General features: G+C 70.5%; 24 protein-coding genes, 1 tRNA gene and 1 pseudogene. 15 read left to right on the forward strand and 11 right to left on the reverse strand.

Annotated elements, in window-relative coordinates; genetic code table 11:
- From ACT4N7_RS15335 to ACT4N7_RS15350, 4 genes are all read right to left on the reverse strand, one after another.
- Positions 1–1,167, reverse strand: a complete 1,167-nt coding sequence (locus ACT4N7_RS15335; RefSeq protein WP_444829394.1) for an L-histidine N(alpha)-methyltransferase — start codon at positions 1,165–1,167, stop codon at positions 1–3.
- A 75-nt stretch (positions 1,168–1,242) separates the two neighbouring features.
- Positions 1,243–1,869, reverse strand: coding sequence for an MBL fold metallo-hydrolase (locus ACT4N7_RS15340; RefSeq protein WP_444829395.1), 627 nt, complete (start codon positions 1,867–1,869; stop codon positions 1,243–1,245).
- Positions 1,869–2,954, reverse strand: coding sequence for an S-(hydroxymethyl)mycothiol dehydrogenase (locus tag ACT4N7_RS15345; RefSeq protein ID WP_444829396.1), 1,086 nt, complete (start codon positions 2,952–2,954; stop codon positions 1,869–1,871). The genes ACT4N7_RS15340 and ACT4N7_RS15345 overlap by 1 nt, the downstream gene beginning before the upstream one ends.
- Positions 2,955–3,029: 75 nt before the next feature.
- A complete protein-coding gene (locus ACT4N7_RS15350) occupies positions 3,030–4,673 on the reverse strand; it encodes a TM0106 family RecB-like putative nuclease (RefSeq protein ID WP_444829397.1) in 1,644 nt (547 codons plus the stop codon).
- 3 nt (positions 4,674–4,676) lie between these two features.
- Between ACT4N7_RS15350 and ACT4N7_RS15355 the strand changes: the two genes are divergently transcribed.
- The 5 genes from ACT4N7_RS15355 (at position 4,677) to ACT4N7_RS15375 (ending at position 8,245) form a co-directional block, all read left to right on the forward strand.
- Positions 4,677–5,243 (forward strand): DUF6474 family protein, encoded by a 567-nt coding sequence (locus tag ACT4N7_RS15355; protein WP_444829398.1) that lies wholly within the window; start codon positions 4,677–4,679, stop codon positions 5,241–5,243.
- Positions 5,244–5,294: 51 nt separating this feature from the next.
- Positions 5,295–5,843: a hypothetical protein gene (locus ACT4N7_RS15360; protein ID WP_444829399.1), complete on the forward strand. Its 549-nt coding sequence runs from the start codon at positions 5,295–5,297 to the stop codon at positions 5,841–5,843.
- 69 nt (positions 5,844–5,912) lie between these two features.
- On the forward strand, positions 5,913–6,677 hold the full coding sequence (locus tag ACT4N7_RS15365; RefSeq protein ID WP_444829400.1) for a YcnI family copper-binding membrane protein: 765 nt from the start codon (positions 5,913–5,915) through the stop codon (positions 6,675–6,677).
- Between the two features lie 3 nt (positions 6,678–6,680).
- Positions 6,681–7,226 carry a copper resistance CopC family protein gene (locus ACT4N7_RS15370; protein ID WP_444829401.1) on the forward strand — a complete coding sequence of 182 codons (546 nt, stop codon included), beginning with the start codon at positions 6,681–6,683 and terminating at the stop codon, positions 7,224–7,226.
- Positions 7,223–8,245 carry a copper resistance D family protein gene (locus tag ACT4N7_RS15375; RefSeq protein ID WP_444829402.1) on the forward strand — a complete coding sequence of 341 codons (1,023 nt, stop codon included), beginning with the start codon at positions 7,223–7,225 and terminating at the stop codon, positions 8,243–8,245. The genes ACT4N7_RS15370 and ACT4N7_RS15375 overlap by 4 nt, the downstream gene beginning before the upstream one ends.
- A 144-nt stretch (positions 8,246–8,389) precedes the next feature.
- Here ACT4N7_RS15375 and ACT4N7_RS15380 read toward each other — a convergent pair whose 3' ends face one another.
- The 3 genes from ACT4N7_RS15380 to ACT4N7_RS15390 all read right to left on the reverse strand — a co-directional run bounded on the left by ACT4N7_RS15380 (position 8,390) and on the right by ACT4N7_RS15390 (position 11,089).
- Positions 8,390–8,683: a hypothetical protein gene (locus ACT4N7_RS15380; protein ID WP_444829403.1), complete on the reverse strand. Its 294-nt coding sequence runs from the start codon at positions 8,681–8,683 to the stop codon at positions 8,390–8,392.
- Between the two features lie 129 nt (positions 8,684–8,812).
- A complete protein-coding gene (locus ACT4N7_RS15385) occupies positions 8,813–9,643 on the reverse strand; it encodes an aminoglycoside phosphotransferase family protein (protein WP_444829453.1) in 831 nt (276 codons plus the stop codon).
- Positions 9,644–9,718: 75 nt separating this feature from the next.
- Complete coding sequence (locus ACT4N7_RS15390; protein ID WP_444829404.1) at positions 9,719–11,089, reverse strand: helix-turn-helix domain-containing protein; 1,371 nt, start codon at positions 11,087–11,089, stop codon at positions 9,719–9,721.
- Positions 11,090–11,305: 216 nt separating this feature from the next.
- On the opposite strand from ACT4N7_RS15390, the gene ACT4N7_RS15395 reads away from it, so the two are divergent.
- The 3 genes from ACT4N7_RS15395 to ACT4N7_RS15405 all read left to right on the forward strand — a co-directional run bounded on the left by ACT4N7_RS15395 (position 11,306) and on the right by ACT4N7_RS15405 (position 12,924).
- Entirely contained in the window at positions 11,306–11,593 is a 288-nt protein-coding gene (locus tag ACT4N7_RS15395; RefSeq protein WP_444829405.1) for a hypothetical protein, read from the forward strand.
- A 13-nt stretch (positions 11,594–11,606) separates the two neighbouring features.
- Positions 11,607–11,963 carry a hypothetical protein gene (locus tag ACT4N7_RS15400; protein WP_444829406.1) on the forward strand — a complete coding sequence of 119 codons (357 nt, stop codon included), beginning with the start codon at positions 11,607–11,609 and terminating at the stop codon, positions 11,961–11,963.
- A 340-nt stretch (positions 11,964–12,303) separates the two neighbouring features.
- Positions 12,304–12,924 (forward strand): TetR/AcrR family transcriptional regulator, encoded by a 621-nt coding sequence (locus ACT4N7_RS15405; protein ID WP_444829407.1) that lies wholly within the window; start codon positions 12,304–12,306, stop codon positions 12,922–12,924.
- Here ACT4N7_RS15405 and ACT4N7_RS15410 read toward each other — a convergent pair.
- Positions 12,921–14,135 carry an amino acid deaminase/aldolase gene (locus ACT4N7_RS15410; RefSeq protein WP_444829454.1) on the reverse strand — a complete coding sequence of 405 codons (1,215 nt, stop codon included), beginning with the start codon at positions 14,133–14,135 and terminating at the stop codon, positions 12,921–12,923. The genes ACT4N7_RS15405 and ACT4N7_RS15410 overlap by 4 nt on opposite strands.
- Positions 14,136–14,230: 95 nt before the next feature.
- On the opposite strand from ACT4N7_RS15410, the gene ACT4N7_RS15415 reads away from it, so the two are divergent.
- Positions 14,231–15,565 (forward strand): D-arabinono-1,4-lactone oxidase, encoded by a 1,335-nt coding sequence (locus ACT4N7_RS15415; RefSeq protein WP_444829408.1) that lies wholly within the window; start codon positions 14,231–14,233, stop codon positions 15,563–15,565.
- Here the strand turns inward: ACT4N7_RS15415 and ACT4N7_RS15420 are convergent.
- The 3 genes from ACT4N7_RS15420 to ACT4N7_RS15430 form a co-directional block, all read right to left on the reverse strand.
- Entirely contained in the window at positions 15,529–16,203 is a 675-nt protein-coding gene (locus ACT4N7_RS15420) for an SDR family oxidoreductase (RefSeq protein ID WP_444829409.1), read from the reverse strand. The two genes, ACT4N7_RS15415 and ACT4N7_RS15420, sit on opposite strands and share 37 nt — an antisense overlap.
- Positions 16,204–16,210: 7 nt before the next feature.
- A complete protein-coding gene (locus tag ACT4N7_RS15425) occupies positions 16,211–16,834 on the reverse strand; it encodes a hypothetical protein (protein ID WP_444829410.1) in 624 nt (207 codons plus the stop codon).
- 435 nt (positions 16,835–17,269) lie between these two features.
- Positions 17,270–17,352 (reverse strand) — tRNA-Leu (locus ACT4N7_RS15430).
- A 129-nt stretch (positions 17,353–17,481) separates the two neighbouring features.
- Between ACT4N7_RS15430 and ACT4N7_RS15435 the strand changes: the two are divergent.
- The 6 genes and pseudogenes from ACT4N7_RS15435 to ACT4N7_RS15460 all read left to right on the forward strand — a co-directional run.
- A pseudogene (locus ACT4N7_RS15435) lies at positions 17,482–17,775 on the forward strand (DUF3662 domain-containing protein); the annotation flags it as partial.
- A gap of 156 nt (positions 17,776–17,931) precedes the next feature.
- A complete protein-coding gene (locus ACT4N7_RS15440; protein ID WP_444829455.1) occupies positions 17,932–18,660 on the forward strand; it encodes an FHA domain-containing protein in 729 nt (242 codons plus the stop codon).
- A gap of 196 nt (positions 18,661–18,856) precedes the next feature.
- Entirely contained in the window at positions 18,857–19,315 is a 459-nt protein-coding gene (locus ACT4N7_RS15445; protein WP_444829411.1) for an FHA domain-containing protein FhaB/FipA, read from the forward strand.
- A complete protein-coding gene (locus tag ACT4N7_RS15450; protein WP_444829412.1) occupies positions 19,312–20,766 on the forward strand; it encodes a PP2C family protein-serine/threonine phosphatase in 1,455 nt (484 codons plus the stop codon). The genes ACT4N7_RS15445 and ACT4N7_RS15450 overlap by 4 nt, the downstream gene beginning before the upstream one ends.
- The gene (locus ACT4N7_RS15455; RefSeq protein WP_444829413.1) at positions 20,766–22,235 is read left to right on the forward strand and encodes an FtsW/RodA/SpoVE family cell cycle protein; all 1,470 of its coding nucleotides are present in this window, start codon (positions 20,766–20,768) and stop codon (positions 22,233–22,235) included. The genes ACT4N7_RS15450 and ACT4N7_RS15455 overlap by 1 nt, the downstream gene beginning before the upstream one ends.
- Positions 22,232–23,725, forward strand: a complete 1,494-nt coding sequence (locus ACT4N7_RS15460) for a peptidoglycan D,D-transpeptidase FtsI family protein (RefSeq protein WP_444829414.1) — start codon at positions 22,232–22,234, stop codon at positions 23,723–23,725. Before ACT4N7_RS15455 ends, ACT4N7_RS15460 begins: the two co-directional genes overlap by 4 nt.
- Position 23,726: the final 1 nt, after the last annotated feature.

Here is a 23,726-nt window from a genome sequence, read left to right on the forward strand (position 1 = left end):
TCAGGTCGCCCAGATCTCGTCCGCGCGGGTCTTCTCCCGCGGCTGCGGAACCGGGGCCTGCTCGCCCGGCGCCATCAGCACCAGGTCCATGCCGAACCCGTGCGCGGACCGGGGCACCTGGAAGTCCGAGTGCGTCCCGATGATCTTGCGCATGCCGACCTCGCCGACCAGGGCGTCGATCGCCTTCCGCTCGTACTTGCGGGTCAGGTACAGCCGAACCGTGTCCCGGTCGGGAAACGGGACGCGGGTGCGGTCGGGCAGCATCATCTGGATGTCGCCGCCGGTCTGGTTCTGGTAGACGACCTTGACCCGCAGCGCGCGGGTGCCCTCGACGGCACCGCGGAAGATCACCGAGTCCATGTTGATCGTCAGGTCCGTGTTGTGCAGCAACGCGCTGGTGACGAACTCGCGGTAGGCCCGGCTGCGCGAGTACTCCTCCACCGCCTCCTGGGCCAGGTCGTCGGACACGGCGTCGGTCGTGGCGACCTCCAGCAGGAACCGGTCCTGCGGGCGGACCAGCTTCGTCAACCCGGCCAGCAGCGCGGTGTCGTTGTCGAAGTTGGCCATGGTGTTGCCCAGCAGCGAGTACAGGATCGGCTCGTCACCGACGAGGCGGTGGAGCAGGACCGTCAACTCCGACAGGTTCTCCGCGATCGAGAAGTCGAGCTGAACCGGGACGACCTGGTGGCCGGGCAGCCGCACGCCGCGGGTGGACTCCTGGGTGCCGAGGCGCAGCATCTCGGAACTCATGTCGACCGGCAGGTAGAACATGTCCGGGTTGCGCACGATCAGGTTCTCGACGATCTGCCGGTCCTTGTGACCCGTGCCGACGCCGAAGCTGACGTAGTGGCACGGCAGGTCGTCCAACTTGCCGCGGACCCGGCGCCAGCGGCGGGTGAACGACTCCAGGCTCTGCTTCATCACCAGGTAGAACGGATCGGCGCAGGCGTGCGCCCAGGCGATGCTCGGGCCGATGCCCCAGTAGGAGTAGCCCGAGGTGATCTGCTTGCCGTCGCCCGTCGGCGATGGTTTGCCGCGTAGATCCCCGGTGAGAGCGGCCAGCTTGCTCGACTGGTCCTCGCCGACCAGGACGAGTGACCAGGCGAAATCGGACTCGTCGATGGCTTTGGCGAGATCGCCGACCAGACGCTGCTCTCCGGCGGTCATCGGGTCGGCCTCCCACAGTGATTCAGTGACAACCCGACCAGCCTACCGACCGCACTCGACCGGGGACCCAGCGTTTCAGTGACCTCGGTCTATCCACTCCCGCAGGTTCGGCGCCTCGGCGCCGATCGAGGTCGAGTCGCCGTGGCCAGTGTGCACCAAGGTTTCCGGCGGCAGCGTGAGCAGCCGATCGGAGATCGACTCGATGATCGTCGGGAAGTCGCTGAACGAGCGGCCGGTGGCGCCCGGGCCGCCGTGGAACAGGGTGTCGCCGCTGAACACGGCACCCAGTTGCGGCACGTAGAGGCACACCGCGCCGGGCGCGTGGCCGGGCGTGTGCAGCACGCTCAGCAGCACACCGGCGACCTCGATGGTGTCGCCGTCGGCCAGCGGCTCGAAGTCGGCGTCCGGGTAGACCCGGCGCCACAGTTCCTCGTCGTCGGGGTGCAGCATCACCAGTGCGTCGGTGGCCTCGGCCAGGTCGGCCGCGGCGTTGATGTGGTCGTCGTGCGCGTGGGTGCAGATGATCGCGCGGACGCGCCGGTCGCCGACCGCGGCGAGGATCTCGTCGGCGTCGTGCGCGGCGTCGATCACCACGACTTCGGTGTCGTCGCCGACGATCCACACGTTGTTGTCGACCTCCCAGGTGCCACCGTCGAGGCTGAACGTGCCGGAGGTGACGACGTGGTCGATGCGTGCGGTCATCAGAAAACCACCACGGAGCGCAGCACCTCGCCGTGGTGCATGCGCTCGAACGCCTGCTCCACGCCGTCGAGCGCGATGGTGTCGGAGACGAACGCGTCGAGGTCGAGGCGGCCCTGGCGGTAGAGGTCGACCAGGTACGGGAAGTCGCGCGAGGGCAGGCAGTCGCCGTACCAGCTCGACTTGAGCGAGCCGCCGCGGCCGAAGAAGTCGATCAGCGGCATCTCGATCTTCATGTCCGGCGTCGGGACGCCGACGAGCACGACCGTGCCCGCGAGGTCGCGCGCGTAGAACGCCTGCTTCCAGGTCTCCGGGCGGCCGACGGCGTCGATCACCACGTCGGCGCCGAAGCCGCCGGTGAGATCCTGGATCGCGGTGACCGGGTCGCCCGCCTTCGCGTTGACCGTGTGCGTCGCGCCGATTCCCTTGGCCCAGGCCAACTTCCGGTCGTCGACGTCGACCGCGATGATCGTGGTGGCGCCCGCGAGCTTGGCCCCCGCGATGGCCGCGTCGCCGACGCCGCCGCAGCCGATCACCGCGACGGAGTCGCCGCGGGACACGCCGCCGGTGTTGATCGCCGCGCCGAGACCGGCCATGACGCCGCAGCCGAGCAGGCCGACCGCGGTCGGCGACGCGGCTGGATCGACCTTCGTGCACTGTCCACTGTGGACAAGGGTCTTCTCGGCGAACGCGCCGATGCCGAGCGCGGGCGAGAGCGCGGTGCCGTCCGTAAGGGTCATCGGTTGGGCCGCGTTGTGCGTGTCGAAGCAGTACCAGGGCTTGCCCTTGAGACAGGCGCGACACCGGCCGCACACCGCGCGCCAGTTGAGGATGACGAAGTCGCCCGGCTCGACATCGGTGACGCCATCGCCCACCGACTCCACGATCCCCGCGGCCTCGTGGCCGAGCAGGAACGGGAACTCGTCGTTGATGCCGCCCTCGCGGTAGTGCAGGTCCGTGTGGCACACGCCGCACGACTGCACCATGACCACGGCCTCACCCGGTCCCGGGTCGGGAACCACGATCGTCTCGACCGTGACCGGTTCGCCCTTGGCGCGCGCGACGACGCCACGTACCTGCTGTGCCATCAATACTCCTCGATGAGATCGGCTTGCCGCTCAACCGTATTCGAGGTCATATGCGCATGCGACTGCCCGACGGGCTCAGATATCGCCGACGTACGGAATGTCGTCGACGGCCGGGGACGACATCCACCCGCGCAGCGCGGCCGTGGCCCGCACGTCGTCCTCGTTGTACTCCAGCAGGCGCCTGCGCTGGGTCGGGTCGGGCTCGCCGCCGCCCAGCCCGACCGCGTCGCGGTACCAGCGCATCGAGTTCTCCCCGCCCGCCTCCGGGTCGCGCCACTTGAACCCCGCGACCGGGGCGATCGTCTTGAGCCCCTTGCCGTGGGAGCACAGGAAATACTCGCGGACGCTGCCGAACAGGTCGAACCACTCGTCGGACTCGATGAAGCCGAGCACCTGCCTGCGGCTGGGGATGCCCGGCCTGCCCGCGAACCGCTTGACCGACGACAGCAGCCAGCGGTTCTCGGCCAACTCGTTGTAGCAGTAGGCGCGAAAGCTCAGGCCGCGCTCGGCGGCGGCGCGGCGCACCGCGGTGAGCCACTGCCAGAACTCGGCGAACGAGCGGGCCTCGTCGTCGGTGGGCAGCGGCTCCCAGCTCGCGAACGCGCGGTAGCCCGGGGGTTCGCCGACGTCCGCGCCGGACAGCAGCACGCCCCACAGGTACGCGCCCGCGTCGCCGAAGCTCTCCATATCGACGTCGACCTCGACGTCGGCGCGCGGCACGTCGATCCGCTCGGTGCGCCGGACGACGGTCAGGTCGGCCAGCCAGGCCCGCGCCAGACCGACGGCGTCGTCCACCGGCATGCCCACCAGCGGCGGAACCGCCGGGGCCGCCGGGTCGAGCGTGGCCAGCACGTCGACCGTGCGCACGCCCGCGGCACGCAGCAGGCCCGCGTCCTCGCCGCGCACGACCAGGCTGACGTCGCGGGCGGCCAGCAGGTCGGCCTCGCACACCGGCCACCACGGGCAGCCGCGGCACTCCACGATGCGGGACGGCTCGGCCAGCGGATCGGCGCCTGTCGCCGCGGCGTCGGCCACGGCCAGCCGGTCGGCGAAGCGCGCGTCGTACTCGGCGAGCGCGGTGCGGGCGCCCGGCCAGGTCGGCAGCTCCAGGTCGTGCCAGACGACCACGTCGCCCTCCAGGCCGACGACCCCGGCCAGCGCGTGCCGCTCGTCGGCGTGCCCCGCGGCCTGCAGCAGCCTGCGGGTGTGCGCGAGGCGGAGTTGGTCGCGCGGCTGCGGGCGGACCTTGCGGGTCTGGTCGGTGTCGCCGCCGACGTCGGCCAGCTCCGCCAGCGGCGACGTGCGGGCGCCCGTGCCCGGGTCGGTGACCTTGTGTCGGACGACCAAGACCGGCACGTAGCCGCCCGGCGTGCGGACCAGCAGGTCGATCGCGCCGCGCCTGCCGCCGCCGGAGTCGCGGGGGAGTTGGGCGGCCCAGATGAACCGGGCGCCCGCCTCGATCGCGGCGAGGGTGGCCGCCTCCCGCGCGGCGCCGCGCACGCCGGGCCCGAACGGGATCTCGGTCCAGTCGGCGCCGAACCGCTCGGCGAGGATGTCCGCGATGGCCCGTCGATGGCTGCCCGCGTCGGCTTTGCGCAGCTCGGCGGTGGGGTCGGGGGCGCCGCGCACGGTGTCGCGCATGGTCGGGTCGTGCTCCAGGTGGACACGGCGCCTGCAGCGGCTCACCACGCCCGCGTCAAGGAGCACCGTCGTCGTCACACAGTGCAGCTTAGTTGCGCCGGGCGACAAACCCGGCGGGACCGTCCGACCGGCGGAGCCGACGTGCCTGCGGCGATCACCGCCAGTAGGTTCATACCGACGAGCGGGAGGCTTGGGATGGCGCGGAAGAAAGCCATGGGCACGCCGAGGTTCACACCGGGCAAGGCGCGCAACGCGATCGCGATCGCCAAGGTGCTCGGGCCGGTGGTGGTGCCGGTCGTGACGCCGTACGTGGTGCAGGGCGCGGCCGCGGTACGCGAGCGGTGGGATCGGCGCAAGGCGCGCAGGCTGGGCGTTTCCGTGGCCGACCTCGGCCAGTACACCGGCCGGGGCGGCGCGCTGCACGCGCGGATCTCCGGGGCGGCGAGCGGGGTGGCCGAGCTGCGCGCCAAGGCGTCGGCCGACGATCTCGCGTTCGCCGACGCGGCGGAGAGCACGCTGCACCAGCTCGCCGCCGCCGTGCGGGCCGCGGAGCGGATGCCCACCCCGCGCCGCCGGGCCGCCCATCGGGCTGTCGGCGTCGAGTTGGACCGCATCGAGGAGCGGCTGCTCAAGGCGCTCGGCGTCTGATCCGGGCGGGTGGGCTGGGTCACTGGACACAGCCGAATACCCTGGGGAGCTGTGACCCCCAGTCGAGTGACACCGCCGCGCGCGTTCCGCGTGCAGCGCGGGTGTCTGCTCGGCTTGTCGTCGGCCGCGCTGGCCGTCGCCGCGCACGGCATGGCGGGCGGCGGCGTGCCGGACACGGCGGTGACTGTGGTGCTCACCGTGCTGGTCGGTTGGGCGGGCACGGCCGTCGCCGACCGGCGCCACGACACCTGGTCGATGCTGACGCTGCTCGGTGTGAGCCAGCTCAGCCTGCACGTCCTGCTCACCGACATCGCCTCGACCCACCCCGGCCACGGCGCCGGGGCCGCGGTGGACGGCGACCTGATGCTGGTCACGCACGTGCTCGCGACTGTGCTCACGGCCGTCCTGCTGACCAAGGCGTCGGTCGCGCTTGGCGTGCTCGCCTCGGCGCTCACCGGGCTGGTCCGCGCGCTGGTGTGGACTCCTGTGCCGGTCGCCACGACGCCGCGGCCCGCGCCGGTCGAGGTTTTCCGCGGGCATCTGCTCGCGGTCGTGTTCCGCCAGGTCTGCGGCAGGCGTGGTCCCCCGCTCGGCTCCTGAACCCCGCGTCATCCCCATCACGAGCCCGGATCGGCTCGTCCTTTCGCGTACTTCAGGAGATAAACCACTATGTCGACAAATCGTTTTGTAGCACGAGCCGGTGTCGTGCTCACGGCGGCCGGGATCGCCGTGCTGTCCGGCGGCGGCATCGCGTCCGCGCACGTCACCGCCAAGGTCATCGGCGAGACCGCCACCCAGGGCGGCTATACCAAGATCACCTTCCGGGTGCCGAACGAGGACAGCGCGGCGGGCACCGTCAAGCTGGAGATCAAGCTGCCCGCCGAGTACCCGCTGACCTCCGTGCGGACCAAGCCCACGCCGGGCTGGACCGCGCAGATCACCAAGGCCAAGCTGGACAAGCCGGTCACCTCGCACGGCGCGGAGATCACCGAGGCGGTCAGCACCGTCGTCTGGACCGCCGCGCCCGGCACCCGGATCGGCCCCGGCGAGTTCGGCGAGTTCGAGGTGTCCGCGGGCAGGCTGCCGGAGAACACCGACAAGCTGGTCATCCCGGCGATCCAGACCTACGACAGCGGCAAGGTCGTGGCCTGGGATGCCCCGCCGCCCGCCGAGGGCGCCGCGGAGCCGGAGCGGCCCGCCCCGGTGATCGCGCTGGCCAAGGCGGCCGAGGGCGGCGACCACCACGTCACGGCCGTTGCCCCGGCAGGCAACGACACCGGCACGGGCCAAACCGTGGCCGCGTCGACCGAGGACGGCACCGCCCGCTGGCTGGGCGGCGCGGGCCTGGCGGTCGGCGCGCTCGGGCTCGGCCTCGGCGCGGGCGCCACGCTGCGCGCCCGGCGGACCGTCGCGGCGGCGAAGGCGGGCGAGTAACCGATGCGGAACCTCGGCCAGGCCGCCGCCGCGATCGCGGTGGCCCTGTTCGCCCTGATCGGGCTGGCCACACCCGCGCTCGCGCACAATCAGCTTGTCAGCAGCAATCCGGCGGACAAGGCGTCGATGGCCGCGGGCCCGAAAACGATCGAGCTGACGTTCGACCAGCCGGTGCAGGCCGGTGCGAACCTCAACTCGATCGTCGTGGTCGGGCCGCGGGGCGGCGACCAGTGGCAGGACGGGAAGGTGACCGTGCGCAGCAACGTCGTCACCGTGCCGGTGCGCGAACTCGGCCCGGCCGGGGACTACCGCGTCGGCTACCGCATCCTGTCAGCCGACGGACACCCCGTGACCGGCGAGCTCAAGTTCACCCTGACCGCGGCGGGCAACGGCACACCGGCACCCGCCGAGGCCGAGCAGGCGGTCCCCGACGCGGGGGCAGCCGACAGCGGCGGCTTGCCGACGTGGGTGTGGATAGCGGGCGCGGTCGTGCTGCTCGGCGCGGGCGTGTTCTTCGCGATGCGAGTCGGCGAAGGAGCGACGAAGTGAGTGAGACCCGGACCACCACGACCCGGCACCAGTACCACCTCGCGACGGTTCTGGTCGTGGCGTCGATCGTCGGGGTGCTCGTCGGCCTGGCGATCATCGCGACCGAACCGATCCCGGGGCTGCCTGCGCCGGACGCGGTGGTCCGGGTCGGCCTCCCGATCGTCCGCGTGCTGCTCGACATGGCCGCGGTCGTGACGGTCGGGCTGTGCCTGCTACCGCTGCTCATCGGGTTCGACCGGCCGAAACTGGCCGAGCCGATCCTCGCGGGCGCCCGGCGGGTGGCCATGTCGAGCGCGCTGGTGTGGACGGTGACGGCGCTGGTCGCGCTGGTGCTGCAGACCGCGGAGTTGCGGCCCGAGCAGGACGTCTCCCCCGGCGCGGTCTTCGACTACATCGGCACGGTCGGCGCGGGGCGGGCGCTGATGTTCGTGGCGGTGTTCGCGCTGCTCTCGTTCGCGCTGTCGCTGTGGGCGGTGCGGGTCGGCGAGGCGGTGCCCGCCGAACTGCGTGCGGCGGTGGCCTTGTTCGCGCTGCTGCCGCTGCCGGTCACCGGGCATGCCACGAACTGGCGCTGGCACGACTTCACGATGATCTCGATGGAACTGCACGTGATGAGCGCCGCCGCGTGGACCGGCGGGCTCGGCGCGGTGGTCGTGCTGCTCGCGGCGAACCGGACGCTGCTCGCGCAGGCACTGCCCCGGTTCTCCAAGCTGGCCACGCTCTGCCTGGTCGTGGTCACCGCGACCGGGATGTTCAACGCGCTGGTGGAGCTGGCGGTGAGCCCGGGCGGCACCCTGCTCGACGGGCTGTTCGGCAGCGGTTACGGCGCGCTGGTGGTGCTCAAGACCACCTGCCTGGTGGCGCTGGCCGCGCTTGGCGCGAACATCAGGTGGCGGCTGATGCCGGGCATCGTCGCGCACAAGCGCACGGCGCTGCTCGGCTGGGCGGGCCTGGAGCTGGCGGTGATGGGGCTGGCGTTCGGCTTCGCCGTGGTGCTGACCCGTGCTCCGGTGAGCTGACTTGTCCACACCTGTGGATGGTTATCCACAGGTATCTGTGGATAACTCGCGTTCGCCGACGTGAGGAGCCGTTCATCGGTCGGCGGACACCGCGGGCAAGCCTTCGGCGGACCGGGAACCCGGAATGGACGCAACGGCGAGTGGTCAGTCCTGTTCGGTGAGATGCGCCGCGGAGGGCCGCATCCGACGCAGTTCGGCGAGCTGGCCGGTGGCAAACCTGCCCCGGCGCTCCAGTTCGCGCTTGCCGATCCAACCCTGCGCGTAGTGCCGATACGCCTGCGCGAGCAGCACCAACTCGGCCAGATAGTCGGCGCCGCGCCTGCGGCTGGCCTCGGGCAGGCGGCTGACCAGCGCGAGATGGCTCGCGACCACCTCGTCGAGCACGTGGGCGGCCGCGAGGGCACGTCGGGCCCGCCTGCCCACCAACAAACCGATCACCGAACCCCCGACCACCGAGAGTAGAGCGGGCGGTGGAAAAAGACGCCCACCACCCTGTTGCCAGTGCTTCGTTCACAGTGCGCACACCGTTACCCCCGAGAACACCGCCAATAGGCTGAAAGACCGGCCTCAGGTATAGCGGGACCACTGGGCGTCGTCGTCGCCGGAGCGGAAGTCGCGGAGGCGTCTGAGCAGCTCAGGCCGCACTTCCGGGCTGCTGTTCATGATCGGCAGCACGCTGGTGATCAGTTTGAGTTCGCGGACCTCGCGCAGCACCGGAAACCCAGCCCATCGGGTGACATCGAAGCCGTAGCCCTCGACCAGTTCGGCGTACAGCGCGGCCGGTTCGCCGAATCTACGCACACCGACGGCGAGCGGCGTCAGATCCCATTCCGGCGGGCCGACGCAGCTTGAGTCGAAGTCGCACAGCAGCGGGCCGTCGGGCGCCGGGATGAGGTTGCCCAGGTGCGCGTCGCCGTGCACGAAACCGGGCGCCAGCACGTAGTCGAGCCGCGCCAACTGCTCGGCGACCTGGTCACAGCGGTCGCGCAGGAACGACAACTCGTCGCCGTCGAGCCCCTCGGCCTCGCCGATCCGACGCCGCACGTCGTCGAGCGGGTCCCACTCGGGCAGCCCGTCGAGCGGCGGGGACAGCGGGTGGACGATGCGCAGCAGGCGGGCCAGATCGGCGGGGCGGGGCCTGCGGTCGAACGGCGGCACGGCGTCCCAGACGGTGGCCGCGTAGTCGCCGACCAGCACCGGCTGGCTGATCCCCGCGGCCAGGCGTACGGCGGGCACGTCGTGCTCGGCGAACCAGGTGGCCACCTGGACCACCTTGCGCACCCGGTGCCGCAGCGCGCGCGAGCCCACGATCCGCACCACGAGCGGCGCGGACGCGAGCTGGTAGACCGCGTTGTTGGTGAACCGGAGCAGCCGCGCGCCGTGCGGGTCAAGGTCCATCTCGGCACACACGGCGGCCAGCGCCGAGCGCAGCTTGTCCCTGGTGAACAGGCCGTCGGTGGGCACCGTGGCCGGTCAAGCCACGTTGAGATTGGTGATCTGGTCGGCGAGATCGCGCGCATCGGCGTTGTTGCGGCGCTTGTTCGCTTCGAGCAGCAGCGGCTTGAGCCTGTCCTTGACCCGGCTGGACTTGAGGCTCTCGGCCAACTCGACCGCACCCCGCCCGATCCGCGCACCGTGGTCGATGTCGCCTTCGAGCAGGTGGTTCGTGGCCAGGGCACCCAGGTTGAACGCCTTGCTCCTGGTCATCTCGTCGCCGTAGGAGTCGATCGCCTTGGACAGCGCCGGGATCGCGAACTTCGTGTGGGTCGGGTCGACGGTCTGCGCCAGCACCGTGTGCACGGTGCCGATCATGGCGTACACGTCGGTCTCGTTGAAGAACTTGACCCAGTCCTCGGCCTCATCGGTGTTGGCCCTGGCGAACTCGTCGCGGGTGCGGCCGATGAGCTTCATCGTCTGTTCCTTGTGGCCCATCAGCGCGTACGCCCACGCCTGGTTCGCGCAGATCACCGCGACGGCGAGCTCCGAACCGGACTCCTGGGCGGCGATCTGGCCGAGCTGGAACATCTTCAGCGCGTCGTCCGGGGACTCCTTGTGCAGGTAGACCCGGCCCATGCGGTACAGGATGTTCGCCACCAGCGGCTCGCTCTTGCCCGCCTTGGCCAGCTCCAGCGCCTTGCCGAAGTGGTTGCGGGCGGAGTCGGTCAGTCCGATGTCGAACGACGTCCAGCCCGCCAGGTTGTGCAGGTCCGCCAACGCTACGTGCAGCCGCTGTTTCACGTGGTCAGGGCCGGAGGCCCCGAGCATCTGCTGACCCCAGGACAGTTGCGCCACGACCGCGTCGCGGCAGAAACCACCGCCGTACTGGTAATCCAGCGACCGCAGCGCTCTGGTGGCGGCTTCCACCTGGCGCACGTCGGTCATCCCGATCCGCCCGGGCGCGGGGGTCTGGACGGGGCTCGCGACCCACGACCCGGAGCTGGTGCCCAGCACGTTCGCGCCCACCGTGACGGCGGCCGCGTGTGCCAGGAACTCCCGACGCTTCACCTCTTCGCTCTCCTCAGGCTGCGAGGCCTCGCGCGTTATCGCGACACGTATCGCCGTGACTTCGTCGTAGGCGAGGCCCATGTATCCCCTTGGGACACCCAGTCCGTCGGCGATCCGCGCGAGCACGTCGTAGGCCATCACCTGACGACCCTTGAGGATCTCCGACACCTCGGACTGCGATTGGCCTGTCATCGCCGCTATCTGGCGTTGTGAGACACCAGTGCGACGAAGCAGCCGATACACGGAACTGACCTCCCGCGCGGCAAGCGCGGCCCGCATCTCGGTCTCCTCCCACGTGTCCGACTTGATGGGAGAACCCGAAGATCCGAGTGAGTTCATTCCGCCCCCTCACAGTCCGCTGGGCGTCAAACGCAGAGTAAGCGCACTTCACAAGCCGCGAGAAGTGCGGATCGGCGAACCTGATCGGCCCGACCGAAGTTCGTCGACCGCTTAACGTAGGACGGCCGCCGATCGGCGCTATGACGCTCCAATCTCGTTCAACGAGGATCAATGTAGTTCGTTGTAAGCGTACGAGCACGGAGGGAAACGACAGCCGTGGAACTGCTCCGGTCGGCACCGACACCGGGCGCCAGCGCGCCCAACCGCCGCGAGGAGCACGCCCATCTGCTGCGCGACGAGCTCCACGGTTCCGTGGGTGGCCGCCGAGTCTGGCGGGTCAGTTGCGGCGACGTGATCAATCGCGACCGGTGCCTCACGGTGCTCGTGGAAAAGGACAAGGTGGTCCTCGTCGGACCGCCCGGCGAGACCGCGGTGCTGACAGCGGGCCAACTGGGCCAGTTGCGGATCGCACTGAGAGAAGCCGCCGAACAGGCGGAAAGGTGACGGTGACGTTGAGGTGGACGAGATACTCGGTCAAGTCCTGCGCAGCGCCGTATGGGAGCGCCTCGACATGCTCTCCGAGCTGGCCAACCGTGCTGATGCGCCGTCGCTGCTGTCCGTCGCGCGGTCGGAACTGCCCCGCCTGACCGAAGGCTGGCGGTCGATGCTGTCCGCGCACGAGCCTGACGACCGGGGCAACTGCCCGGTCTGCTCGTCGCGGTGGCGTCAGCAGAAGGCCCCGTGCTCGGTCTGGCGCGCGGCCTACGAGCACCTGGTGGCCGGTGGCCTGGCACCACAACCGACGACGGCGCGCCACGCGCTCGACGGGAACCCGGTTAGCCCGGTCCGTCGAATCGCTGCGGGCGCCCGCTGACAGGCGCTCGGGACTCCGCCGTTCCCCCGGACGCACGCGGAGGCCCGGACGCCGACTGACTGGTGGTCCGGTTCATCTCTCCCCCCGAACGGATGAACCGGCCGCCAGTCGCCTAGGTGTTTCATGTTCGCGGACCCGCCACGGAAGTGGCCCATAAGCTCCGCGGGCCGGTGTTGTTGTACCTCCCCCGACCAGCACCGGTCCGCGGTTCCATGTGTTGGGGCGGCTACTCGTGGGTAGTTTGTGAAAGTTGTTCCAGAAAGTACTGTGCGAGCATTTCGGGGCTCTGCCTCAGTCGTTGAACGGGCAGGATGGACGTCAGCGACCAGGAGGAGACGCAGTGGCCAGCCCAACCCCACTCCGCCGACAGCCCGTACAGCAGCGCAGCGCCAAGCGCGTGCAGAAGATGCTCGAAGCCTGTGCGCAGTTAGTCGACGAGCTGGGCTACGACGGGGTCACCACCACGCTGATCGCTGAGCGGGCCGGGGTCGCGGTGGGGTCGCTCTACCAGTTCTTCCCCGATAAGCGAGCCGTCGTGCAGGCGTTGACGCAGCGCAACCTCGACTTCTTCATGGCCGAGATCGGCCGCAAGCTCGACGAGGCCCACCTGGAGCACTGGTGGGACGGCGCGGACGTCGTCTTCGACATCTACGTGCGGATGTACCGCGAGGTGCCGGGCTTCCGGCGCATCCGCTTCGGCGACGTGGTGGACCTGCGGCTCATCGATGAGGACCGCGACAACAACACCGTCATCGCCGACGGCATGGCCGTGTTCCTCGCCGAGCGGTTCCAGATCCCCTTCGACGAGATCCGGCTGCCGGTGGCGGTCGCCAACGAGATCGCCGACGGCATCCTCAACCTGGCGTTCCGCCGCGGGCTGTTCCCCGAGGAGACGGTCATCGCGGAGGCCAAGACGGTCGTGCGCGGGTACCTGTCCGGCAAGATGGGGTCGTCGCGCTAGCCGAAGCTGTGGCCCTCGCCGCGGTAGGTGGGCACGGCGCGGGCCACGCGGTCGCCCTCGATCACGTGGTACTCGGCGAAGCGCTCGGCCAGCTCCCCGGCCTTGGCGTGCCGCAGCCACACCCGGTCCCCGACCCGCAGCGTGTCCGCCGCCGCGCCGCTCACCGGCGTCTGCACCTCGCCCGCGCCCTCCGTGGCCAGGAGCTTGAGCCCCTCGGGCAGGTACGGCCGGGGCAACCGCGCGCCGTTCGCCGGGCCGGACGCCAGGTAGCCGCCGCCGAGCAGCGTCGCGACGCCCGGGCCGGGCCTGCGCACCACCGGCACGGCGTAGAGCACGGCGGGCTGCGGGGTGAAGCTGCGGTAGTTGTCGAACAGCGTCGGACCGATCAGACCCGAGCCCGCCGCGATCTCGGTGACCGAGGGGTCGGCGCGGGTGACCTCGATGCTGCCGGTGCCGCCGCCGTTGACGAATTCGAGCTGCCGCACAGCCGTCACCGCGCGCACGACCTCGCCGCGCCTGCGGACCAGCTCGCGCGCCGAGCGGCGCTGCATCCAGCGGCGCAGCAGGCCGAGCAGCGGGTAGCCCACCGGGTCGTCGCCGAGACCGGCGATCTGACCCTCGTAGCCCATGACGCCGACCAGGTCGAATCCCGGCCGGACCAGCACGGCCTTCGCCAGCTCCCGAGCCTGCTCCGAGGTGAACACGGGCGAGCGGTGGGTGCCGACGTGCACCTTGCGGTCGCCGAACAGCGGCCGCCAGGACACGTCGAGTTCGAGGCAGACCCGAATCGGCGGGTGGTCGGCGCCGAGCGCCGCGTCGACGAGGTCGAGGTGGGCGCCCGAGTCGATCACGATCGACACCGTGCGGCGGGCGTGTTCGTCAGCGGCCAACTCACGCAGCGCGGCGTGGTCGACGGTCGGGTATGCGACGAGGATGTCGGTGTCGGCGAGGTCGGTGTCCGCCCACGCTCTGGTCAGCCACAGCGCCTCGGGCAGCGCGTAGCTCAGCACGCCGGTGAACCCCGGCGTGCGCAGCGCCCGCTCCAGCAGGTACCGGCAGCGAACCGACTTGCTGGCGACCCGGATGGGCCTGCCCGCCGCCCGCCGGACGAGGTCTGCGGCGTTGTGGTCGAACGCGGCCAGGTCGACCACCGCCACCGGCGGGTCGAGGTGTTTGGTGGCGGCGTCGAGCCGGGTGCGCAGGAGCGTCAGTTGCACAATTCAACGGTACGACACCGCGCCTTGAAATGTGAAGTTGATTCACTTAACGTTTTCGATGTCCCGATAGTCTCGCCGGGAGGCCAGTCATGACCCGCACGCCCGCCGCTCCGCACGCAGCCTGGCGCAACTGGGCGGGCACCGAGTCCGCGGTGGCCGCCGAGGTCCGGCAGCCGCGCGATGTCACGGAGATCAGCAAGGCGGTCACCTGGGCGGCCGAGCACGGCACAACCGTGCGCACCCGGGGCAGCGGGCACTCGTTCAACGGGATCGCCGCCGCGCACGGCCTCGCACTCGACCTGGCCCGCTGGACCGGGATCGCGTCGGCCGACCTGGACACCGGCGAGGTCACCGTCCGCGCGGGCACGACGCTGGCCACCCTCAACGCCGACCTCGACCGGCTCGGCCTCGCCATGAGCAACCTCGGCGACATCGACACGCAGACGATCTCCGGGGCGATCTCCACCGGCACGCACGGCACGGGCGCGCGCCTCGGCGGGATCGCGACGCAGGTCGTCGGCCTGGAACTGGTGCTGGCGGACGGATCCGTCGTGTCCTGTTCAGACAGTGCGCGGCCGGACCTGTTCGCCGCCGCGCGGGTCGGCCTCGGTGCCCTCGGCGTGATCAGCGCGGTGACCCTGCGCACCGAGCCGTCGTTCGTGCTGGCCGCCGAGGAGCGGCCCGAGCCGCTGGACGAGGTGGTGGCCCGGCTCGACGAGTACTGCGCGGCGAACGACCACTTCGAGTTCTTCTGGTTTCCCTACGGGCAGCAGGCTCTCGTGAAGCGGAACAACCGGCTGCCCGCGGGCACGCCGCCGCGGCCGATGAGCCGGGCACGCGAGTTCTTCGAGTACGAGGTGGTCGAGAACGCCGCGTTCGGCGCGCTCTGCCGGGTGGGCCGCCGGGTGCCGAAACTGGTGCGGCCGTTGAACAAGATGTCCGGGTCGTTGATCTCGGGCCGCTCGTACAGCGATGTCTCGCACAAGGTTTTCGCGACCAAGCGCCGAGTCCGGTTCGTCGAGTGCGAGTACGCGATTCCGCGGGAGGCGGTGGGCGAGGTGCTTGCCGAGCTGCGGGTGCGGGTGCCCGCGCTGGCCGACCCGGTGATGTTCCCGGTCGAGGTGCGGGTGGCGGCGCGCGACGACATCTGGCTGTCGACGGCGTACGGGCGGGAGTCGGCGTACCTGGCGATCCACCAGTACGCGGGGATGCCCTACCGCGCGTATGTCGACCTGTTCGAGTCGGTGGTGGCCGCGGTCGGCGGGCGGCCGCACTGGGGCAAGGTGCACAACCTCGACGCGACGGCGTTGCGGGCGCGCTACCCGCGCTTCGACGACTTCCGCCGGGTGCGGTCCGAAGTGGACCCCGAGGGCCGGTTCGGCAATCCCTATCTGGACCGGGTGCTCGGCTCCGCCACCGCCTGAACCGCTTGCGCGACAAGGGTTTCACCGTCGACCAGGTCCAGCGTGAGCCCCGCGGTGCGCGGATCGTCGGCGAGCGCCAGCAGCACGGCGGCCACGTCGGCGCGGCTGACCGACCCGCGGTCGAGGGACGCGGCGAGCCGCACGCGTCCGGTCGGCAGGTCGTCGGTCAACCTGCCGGGGCGCAGGATTGTCCAATCGAGATCGCGGTCGCGCAGGTCGCGCTCGGCGGCGTCCTTGGCCCGCAGGTACGCGGCGAAGGTCTCGTCCATGTCCGGGTCGTCGGCGCGGTCGAGGCCCATGGCGCTGATCTGCAGGAAGCGCAGCACGCCGACCGTGCGGGCGGCGTCGGCGAGCAGTGCGGACGCCGCGCGGTCGACGGTGTCTTTGCGGGCGACGCTGCTGCCGGGCCCGGCACCCGCGGCGAACACCACGACATCGGCGCCACTCACCGCGGCGGCGACTTCGTCCACAGTGGCCTCTTCGAAGTCGAGGAGCGCGGCGTCGCCGCCGTGGGCGCGCACATCTTCGACGTGGTCCGGGTTGCGCACCAGGCCGACGACCGTGTCGCCGCGGTCGGCGGCGAGCCTGGTCAGCAGCAGCGCGATCTTGCCGTGACCGCCCGCGATGACGAGTCGCATCCCCGCGTCAGGCTCCCACGGCCGTTTCGAGGATCTGGTCGTAGGCGAGTTCGCTGACCCAGCGGTAGAGGGCGTCGACCTCGGGGTAGGCGCGGTCGGGCCTGCCGGGCAGGTCGAGGTCGACCTGGGCGTCCACGTCGGCGCTGACGACGGCCACGCCGTAGGCGCGGGCGCGGGGCAGGCAGTTGGCCAGGTAGTCGTGGGTCAGTACGGCGGAGGTGGGCAGCACCATCGCGGCGTCGCCGTAGCGCAGGAATGGCACGGCGTTGGCCAGCCCGGTACGCCAGTGCCGCGCGACGGCGATGGCGCCGACGATGCGCGCCGCGGGCTCCGGCACCCTGCCGGACAGTTCGGGCCACGCCCATGTCGCGACGCTCGCGCGGTCGGTGACGGGGTCTTGGCCAAGGCAGATCCGCTCGGCGTGCACGTCTGCCTTGAGGTCGGCGACGAGGCAGACCCGGCGGCCGAGCAGCGTCATCTCGGGTAGGACGGTGCCGGACCACCCGAGTGCCGCCACGGCCGCTGCGGCCAACTCCCGCACTGGGGCGGGCAGCTCGACCGGCGGGGTGAGCTGCGCAGGCAGCACCTTGAGGTTTTCCGAAACCGCCGTGCGCCCTGGGAAGCCGGTCACGAACTCCGCCCTTCTCTTCCACCGCCGCCTGCCGCATCAGATTGCGAGCCGATCGTGGGTGTCGATTGGTACATGTTCGGAGTACCAGGGAGTGCCAGGCGATTAAGAGGGTGTGAACACCTTCATGCGACCGACGGCCACATGCGATCGGTGACCGGTCGACGACCGGTAAACAGACTTATGCCCGACTGTGCTGCCGACCGGGTGAGCCACAAGCCAGACGGCCCCCACCCCCCTACCCACAGTTGCCCACCCCCCACCCACTCCCACCACCCACCCACTCCCGCCCGCACCCCCCCCGATGGCGCGCAGCGCCGAGCCACGCTGGATCGCGAGAGAACGCACCGTAGGGGTCCGGGGGGGCTCGGCCCCCCGGGTAGAGTGGACACGCAAAAACGGCGAGCGCTCTACGCGAGCACTCACCGTCCATTTGCGTGGGCGAGGGGGGAGTTGAACCCCCACGTCCTTTCGGACACACGGACCTGAACCGTGCGCGTCTGCCATTCCGCCACTCGCCCGAGTGGTGGTCCCTCAGTGGAACGTGCGAGAGCCTAGCACGGGTATTGAAGCCGGTTTGCACATACCCGTGTCCCACCTGGCGCGCCCGGATACGATCGGCGCAGGAGCACGCGTGGGAAGGAGGAGCCGTGGGTATCGGACAGCGGTTGAACCGCAAGCTTGAGGATGTCGTCGGCAACACCTTCGCGCGTGTCTTCGGTGGCAACGTGGTGCCCCAGGAAGTGGCGCAGGCGTTGCAGCGTGAAGGCGAGGACAACGTCCGTGAGCTGGCAGGCGGCAGGCAGTTGGCGCCCAACCACTACATAGTGCAACTGGGCCCGGCCGATCACCAGAACTTCGCGGGCGATGAAGACCGCATGAAAGCGCTGCTCGCGGACTGTGTGGCGGAACATCTCGCCGAGCACGGATGGGATACCTATGGTGACGTCGTAGTCTCCTTGGAGCGCTCCGACGCGCTGCACACCGGACAGTTCCGAACCCGCTCGTCCGTCGACCCCGACGTGAAGCCTCACGTCGGCGGTGCAGGCCAACAGGCAGGCAGACGGCAGGCACAACCCCGCAACGCAGGAGACCGATCCATGAGCCAGCCTCCCGGCTACGGCCAGCCGCCCGAGGGCGACCCGTACGGACAGCAGCAGTACGGGTACGGCCAGGGCCAGTACGGCAACGATCCCAACTACGGTCAGCAGGGCTACGGCCAGCAGCCGCAGCAAGGTGGTGGCTACGACCAGGGTTACGGCCAGCAGCAGGGCGGCTATGACCAGGGTTATGGCCAGCAACAGCAGCAGCCGGGCTACGACCAGGGCTATGGCCAGCAGCAGCCGGGTTACGGCCAGCAGCAAGGCTATGACCAGGGCTATGGCCAGCAGCAGGGCTACGACCAGGGTTACGGCCAGCAGCAGGGCTATGGCCAGCAGCAGGGCGGCTACGACCAGGGTTACGGCCAGCAGGGCTACGGGCAGGACCCGTACGGCCAGCAGGGCTACGCTCCGCCCGCGGTGCAGACCGGGCCCCGCCAGCTCGCGGCGAGCCTGCAGCTCGACGACGGTTCCAACCGCAACTACGCCCTCAAGCAGGGCGGCAATGTGGTGGGCCGTGGTCAGGACGCGGACTTCCGGCTGCCGGACACCGGCGTGTCGCGCAGGCATCTGGAGATCACCTGGGACGGTCAGAGCGCGACGCTCGCCGACCTGGGGTCGACGAACGGGACGACGGTGAACGGCACTCCGGTGCAGACGTGGCAGCTCGCGGACGGTGACGTGGTCCGCATCGGCCACTCGTCGCTGGTGTTCCGCACCCAGGGCTGAGCGGGCGATTCGCCCGGTGTGCGGTGGGCTGCGCCGGGCTGACCGGACCGGCGCGGCTCGCAAGGTTGCGCGAGTCGGGTCGGGGCAAGCAACGTTCGAGGTCGACCGGACGTCCTGAGGGCTGTCCAGGGTGCATAACCCGGGCAGTCCTCATTTCGAGTCGGATGCCGGGTAGAAGCGGGAGCGGTCACAACAAGTGCCAGAGTTGGTGATGCAGCTGACCAGAGCAGGGTTTCTCGCCCTGCTCTGGCTGTTCGTGCTGGCCGCGCTGCGGGTGGTCCGCTCGGACCTCTACGCCGCTTCCGGGCTTCGCGTGGCGATCCCCGGATTCCGCAGGTCGTCGGCGAACAAGGCGCGGGGCAAGGCGCCCAGACAGCTCGTGGTGACCCACGGGGCGCTGTCCGGGACGAGGATCTCGCTGGACGGGCGGCCGATCATGATCGGCCGGGCGGACGACTCCACCCTGGTGCTCGACGACGACTACGCCTCGACGCGGCACGCACGGATCTCGCTGCGCGGAACGGACTGGTACGTGGAAGATCTGGGCTCGACGAATGGCACGTATCTGGACCGAGCTAAGGTCACCGCACCCCTCCGGGTGCCACTAGGTGTCCCGATCCGCATCGGCAAGACGGTGATCGAGCTGCGCTCATGACCCTTGTTCTTCGTTACGCGGCCCGCAGCGACCGGGGCCTGGTGCGCTCCAACAACCAGGACTCCGTGTACGCGGGCCCCCGCCTGCTCTCCCTCGCCGACGGCATGGGTGGCCACGTCGCAGGCGAGGTGGCCAGCAAGGTCGTCATCGCCGCGCTCGCGCCGCTCGACGACGACGAGCCCGGTGAGGATCTGCTGGGCCAACTCCGTGAGGCCACTCTCGCGGGCAACGGCGCGATCGCCGAGCTGGTCGCCAGCGACCCCGACCTGGACGGGATGGGCACGACCCTGTCCGCGATCCTGTTCGCGGGGAACCGGCTCGGCCTGGTCCACGTCGGCGACTCGCGGGTCTACCTGCGGCGCAACGGCCAGTTCACCCAGATCACGCACGACGACACGTTCGTGCAGTCGCTGATCGATGAGGGCCGGATCACCGAGGACGAGGCCGCCACCCACCCGCAGCGGTCGCTGCTGCTCAAGGCGCTGACCGGGCACGAGGTGGAGCCGAGCCTGACGGTGCGGGAGGCCCGGCCGGGCGACCGCTACCTGCTCTGCTCGGACGGCCTCTCCGGCCCGGTGACCCAGGAGACGCTGAGTGAGGCCATCCAGATCCCGGACCCGCAGGCGTGCGCCGACCGGATGATCGAGCTGGCGCTCAAGAGCGGCGGCCCGGACAACGTCACGGTCATCGTGGCCGACGTGGTCGACGTCGACTACGGCGACAACAACCCGATCGTGGGCGGCGCCGCTGGCAACGGCTCCGACGAGACGCCCCCGCCGGACTCCCCCGCCTCACGGGCGGCCGGGATCACCTCGCCGCGGATCGAGCGGCCACGCGTCGAGCCGCCCGCGCCGCCGCCGCCGGACCCCAAGGTCAAGCGGCGCAAGCGGATCCGGCTGGTAGTCGCCGCGGTGCTCGTGCTGCTGCTGTTGGGCGCGGGTGCCGTCGCGGCCCGAATCTGGGTGAACAACCAGTATTTCGTCGGCGAGGGCGACGGCGGCGAGATCGCGATCTTCCAGGGCGTCCGGGGCAGCGTGCTCGGGCTCTCGCTCAACAGCCAGCTAGAGGGGTCCTGCGACCCCGCCGCCGCCGCGACGTGCGACCGGTTCTTCGTCGACGACCTTGAGGAGTTCGGCAAGGGCGAGGTGCGGGGCGGCAGCAACACCTTCGACAACCTGGTGGCCGCGCGGGAATTCGTCCGCGAGCTGCGGGTCAAGTTCGGCCTGCCCGACTGCCAACCGATCACCACCCAGCCGCCGACCACCCCGCCGACCACCAGCGTGCAGCCCGGGCAGCCCCCGGGCGGATCGGCGCAGCCGACCGAGTCGGTGCCCACGGCGCCGACGACGGTGGCGCAGCCCAGCGAGTCCACCTCGGCCACCAGCCAGATCCAGCCCGAGCCGGGTGTGAACTGCCGCAAGCCGCGCACCGAGGACAAGGGCGGCGGCTGATGGCTACTCCGGTCCAGGGCGCGGTTGGTCCGGCGGCCGGGCAGAGCAGCGTCGGCGCCGACGGTGCGGCGCCGACGCGTCGCGGCACCGAGTTACTCCTGCTCGGGTTCGCCGCGTTCGTGGTCTCCGGTGCGTTGATGCTGGTCGAGGCGAACCAAGAGCAGACGCTCTCGCTGCGGATCTTCTGGTACGGAGTGGCGTTCCTGGGGCTGTTCGGCGCGGCCCACATGGCGGTGCGCAAGTGGGCGCCGTACGCCGATCCGCTGATCCTGCCGTGTGTGGCGCTGCTCAACGGCCTCGGCCTGGTGATGATCTACCGGATCGACCTGGCGCTGACCGAGAAGGCGCTGCGGGCGGGCCGCGAGATCAACAACGACGTGCCCAAGCAGATCCTCTGGACCGCGATCGCGCTGGTGCTGTTCCTGGTCGTGCTGGTGGTGATCAAGGATCATCGGATGCTGACCAAGTACAGCTACACCTTCGGCCTGGTCGGCCTGTTCCTGCTGGCACTGCCCGCGTTCCTGCCGAGCTTCATCGCGCCGACGATCAACGGCGCGAAGATCTGGCTGAAAGTCGGGCCGTTCTCCCTGCAGCCGGGTGAGTTCGCGAAGATCCTGCTGCTGATCTTCTTCGCCGCGTTCCTGGTGTCCAAACGCGACCTGTTCATGGCCGCGGGCCGCCGCGTGCTCGGCGTCGACCTGCCGCGCGCCCGCGACCTGGGCCCGATCCTGTTCGCCTGGGCGATCTCGCTCGGCGTCCTGGTCTTCCAGAAGGACCTGGGCACCTCGCTGCTGTTCTTCGGCACGATCCTGGTGATGCTCTACGTCGCCACCGAGCGCGGGATCTGGGTGATCGTGGGCCTGGCGCTGTTCATCGGCGGCTGCCTGATCGCGTTCAAGCTGTTCACCCACGTGCAGCAGCGGGTGGCGAACTGGGTCGACCCGCTGGCCACCTACGCCGACATCGGCGGCGGCTACCAGATCGCGCAGGCCCTGTTCGGCCTCGGCACGGGCGGCGTCGGCGGCACGGGCCTCGGCGCGGGCCGCCCGGAGTTGGTGCCCCTGGCCAACACCGACTTCATCGCGGCGGCCATCGGCGAGGAGTTGGGCTTCATCGGCCTGGCCGCGCTGCTGATGGTCTACACCGTCCTCGCCCTGCGCGGCATGCGCAGCGCGCTCGCGGTCCGCGACACCTTCGGCAAACTGCTCGGCGGCGGCCTCTCGTTCCTGCTGGTGATGCAGGTGTTCGTGGTCGTCGGCGGGGTCACCAAGCTGATCCCGATGACCGGCATCACCGCGCCGTTCCTGTCCTACGGCGGTTCGTCGCTGCTGGCGAACTACATACTCGTGGCCCTGCTGCTGCGGATCTCCGACGCGGCGCGGCGGCCGCAGACCGGATCGCGGCCCCGCCCGGTCCCGCAGGCGCCGATCGCCGAGGCGCACACGGTGATGGTGGAGCGGCCGACATGAACACCCCGCTGCGCCGTGTCGGCCTGGCCATGCTCGGCATGATCGTCCTGCTGCTGGCCAACGCCACCTACATCCAGATCATCAAGGCCGACGACTACCGCAAGGACCCGCGCAACCAGCGCGTCCTGCTGGAGGAGTACTCCCGCGAGCGGGGCAAGATCCTCGCCCGCGGCGACGGCCAGGTGCAGGTACTGGCCACCGTGCAGCCCACCAACGACCGGCTGCGCTACCTGCGCCAGTACACCAACGGCCCGCTGTACGCGCCGGTCACCGGGTTCTACTCGGTGCGCTACGGCGCGGGCGGCCTGGAGCGCGCCGAGGACGAGATCCTCAACGGCTCCGACGACCGGCTGTTCGTGCGCCGCCTGTCCGACCTGATCACCGGCCGCGACCCGCGCGGCGGCAACATCGAGCTGACCGTGAATCCGGCCGCCCAGACCGCCGCGTACCAGGCGCTGGAGAAGGAGGGCTTCGCGGGCTCGGTCGTGGCGCTGAACCCGAAGACCGGCGAGATCCTGGCCATGGTCAGCACCCCGTCCTACGACCCGAACCCGCTCTCGGCGCACGACGGCGCCGCGCAGCAGCAGGCGTGGACCGAGTACAACAACGACAAGCGCAAGCCGATGCTGAACCGGGCGATCGCGGAGACCTACGCGCCGGGCTCGACGTTCAAGCTGGTGGTGGCCGCGGCGGCGCTGGAGGACGGCAAGAACAAGGACGACCAGGTCACCGCCACCGACAAGATCGTCGTCGGCAACTCCGAGCTGCGGAACTTCAACCGCGGCTTCTGCGCGGGCAGCCCGAACACGGTGTCCATGGAGACGGCGCTGTCGCTGTCCTGCAACACGGCGTTCGCGCAGCTCGCGCACGACCTCGGCGCGGACAAGCTGGCGGCGCAGGCGGCGAAGTTCGGCATCGGCGAGAGCGACCTGACCATCCCGATGGCCGTGGCGCAGTCCTGCATCGGCCCGCGCGCGGACAACGGCTGCCTGGCCATCAGCGACGCCAACGCGCTCTACCAGAGCGGCATCGGCCAGCGCGACGTGCGGCTGTCCCCGCTGCAGAACGCGCAGATCGTGGCCGCCATCGCCAATGGCGGCGAGCGGCTCAAGCCACAGCTCGTGAAGTCGGTGCTGGCCCCGGACCTGTCGGAGATCGCGAAGCTCGACGAGGACAGCCTCGGCCGGGTGATGTCGCGCGGCAACGCCGAGCAGTTGCGCGACATGATGATCCAGTCCGAGGCCAAGACCGCGGGCGACGGCAAGACCAACGGCCTCACCATCGCCTCGAAGACCGGCACCGCGGAGACCGGCAACGACCCCAAGAACACGCCTCCGTTCGCCTGGTACGTGGCGTTCGCGCCCGCCGACGACCCGAAGATCGCGATCGCCGTGGTCGTGGAGAGCCAGGACGTGGCCGCGACCGGCGGCAAGCTGTCCGCCTCGATCGGCCGGGCGGCGATCAACGCGTTCCTCGCCGGGGGTGGCTGAT

Origin of the sequence: Actinokineospora sp. (genome assembly GCF_052390155.1) — a bacterium.
In the GTDB taxonomy this organism is placed as follows: Bacteria; Actinomycetota; Actinomycetes; order Mycobacteriales; family Pseudonocardiaceae; genus Actinokineospora.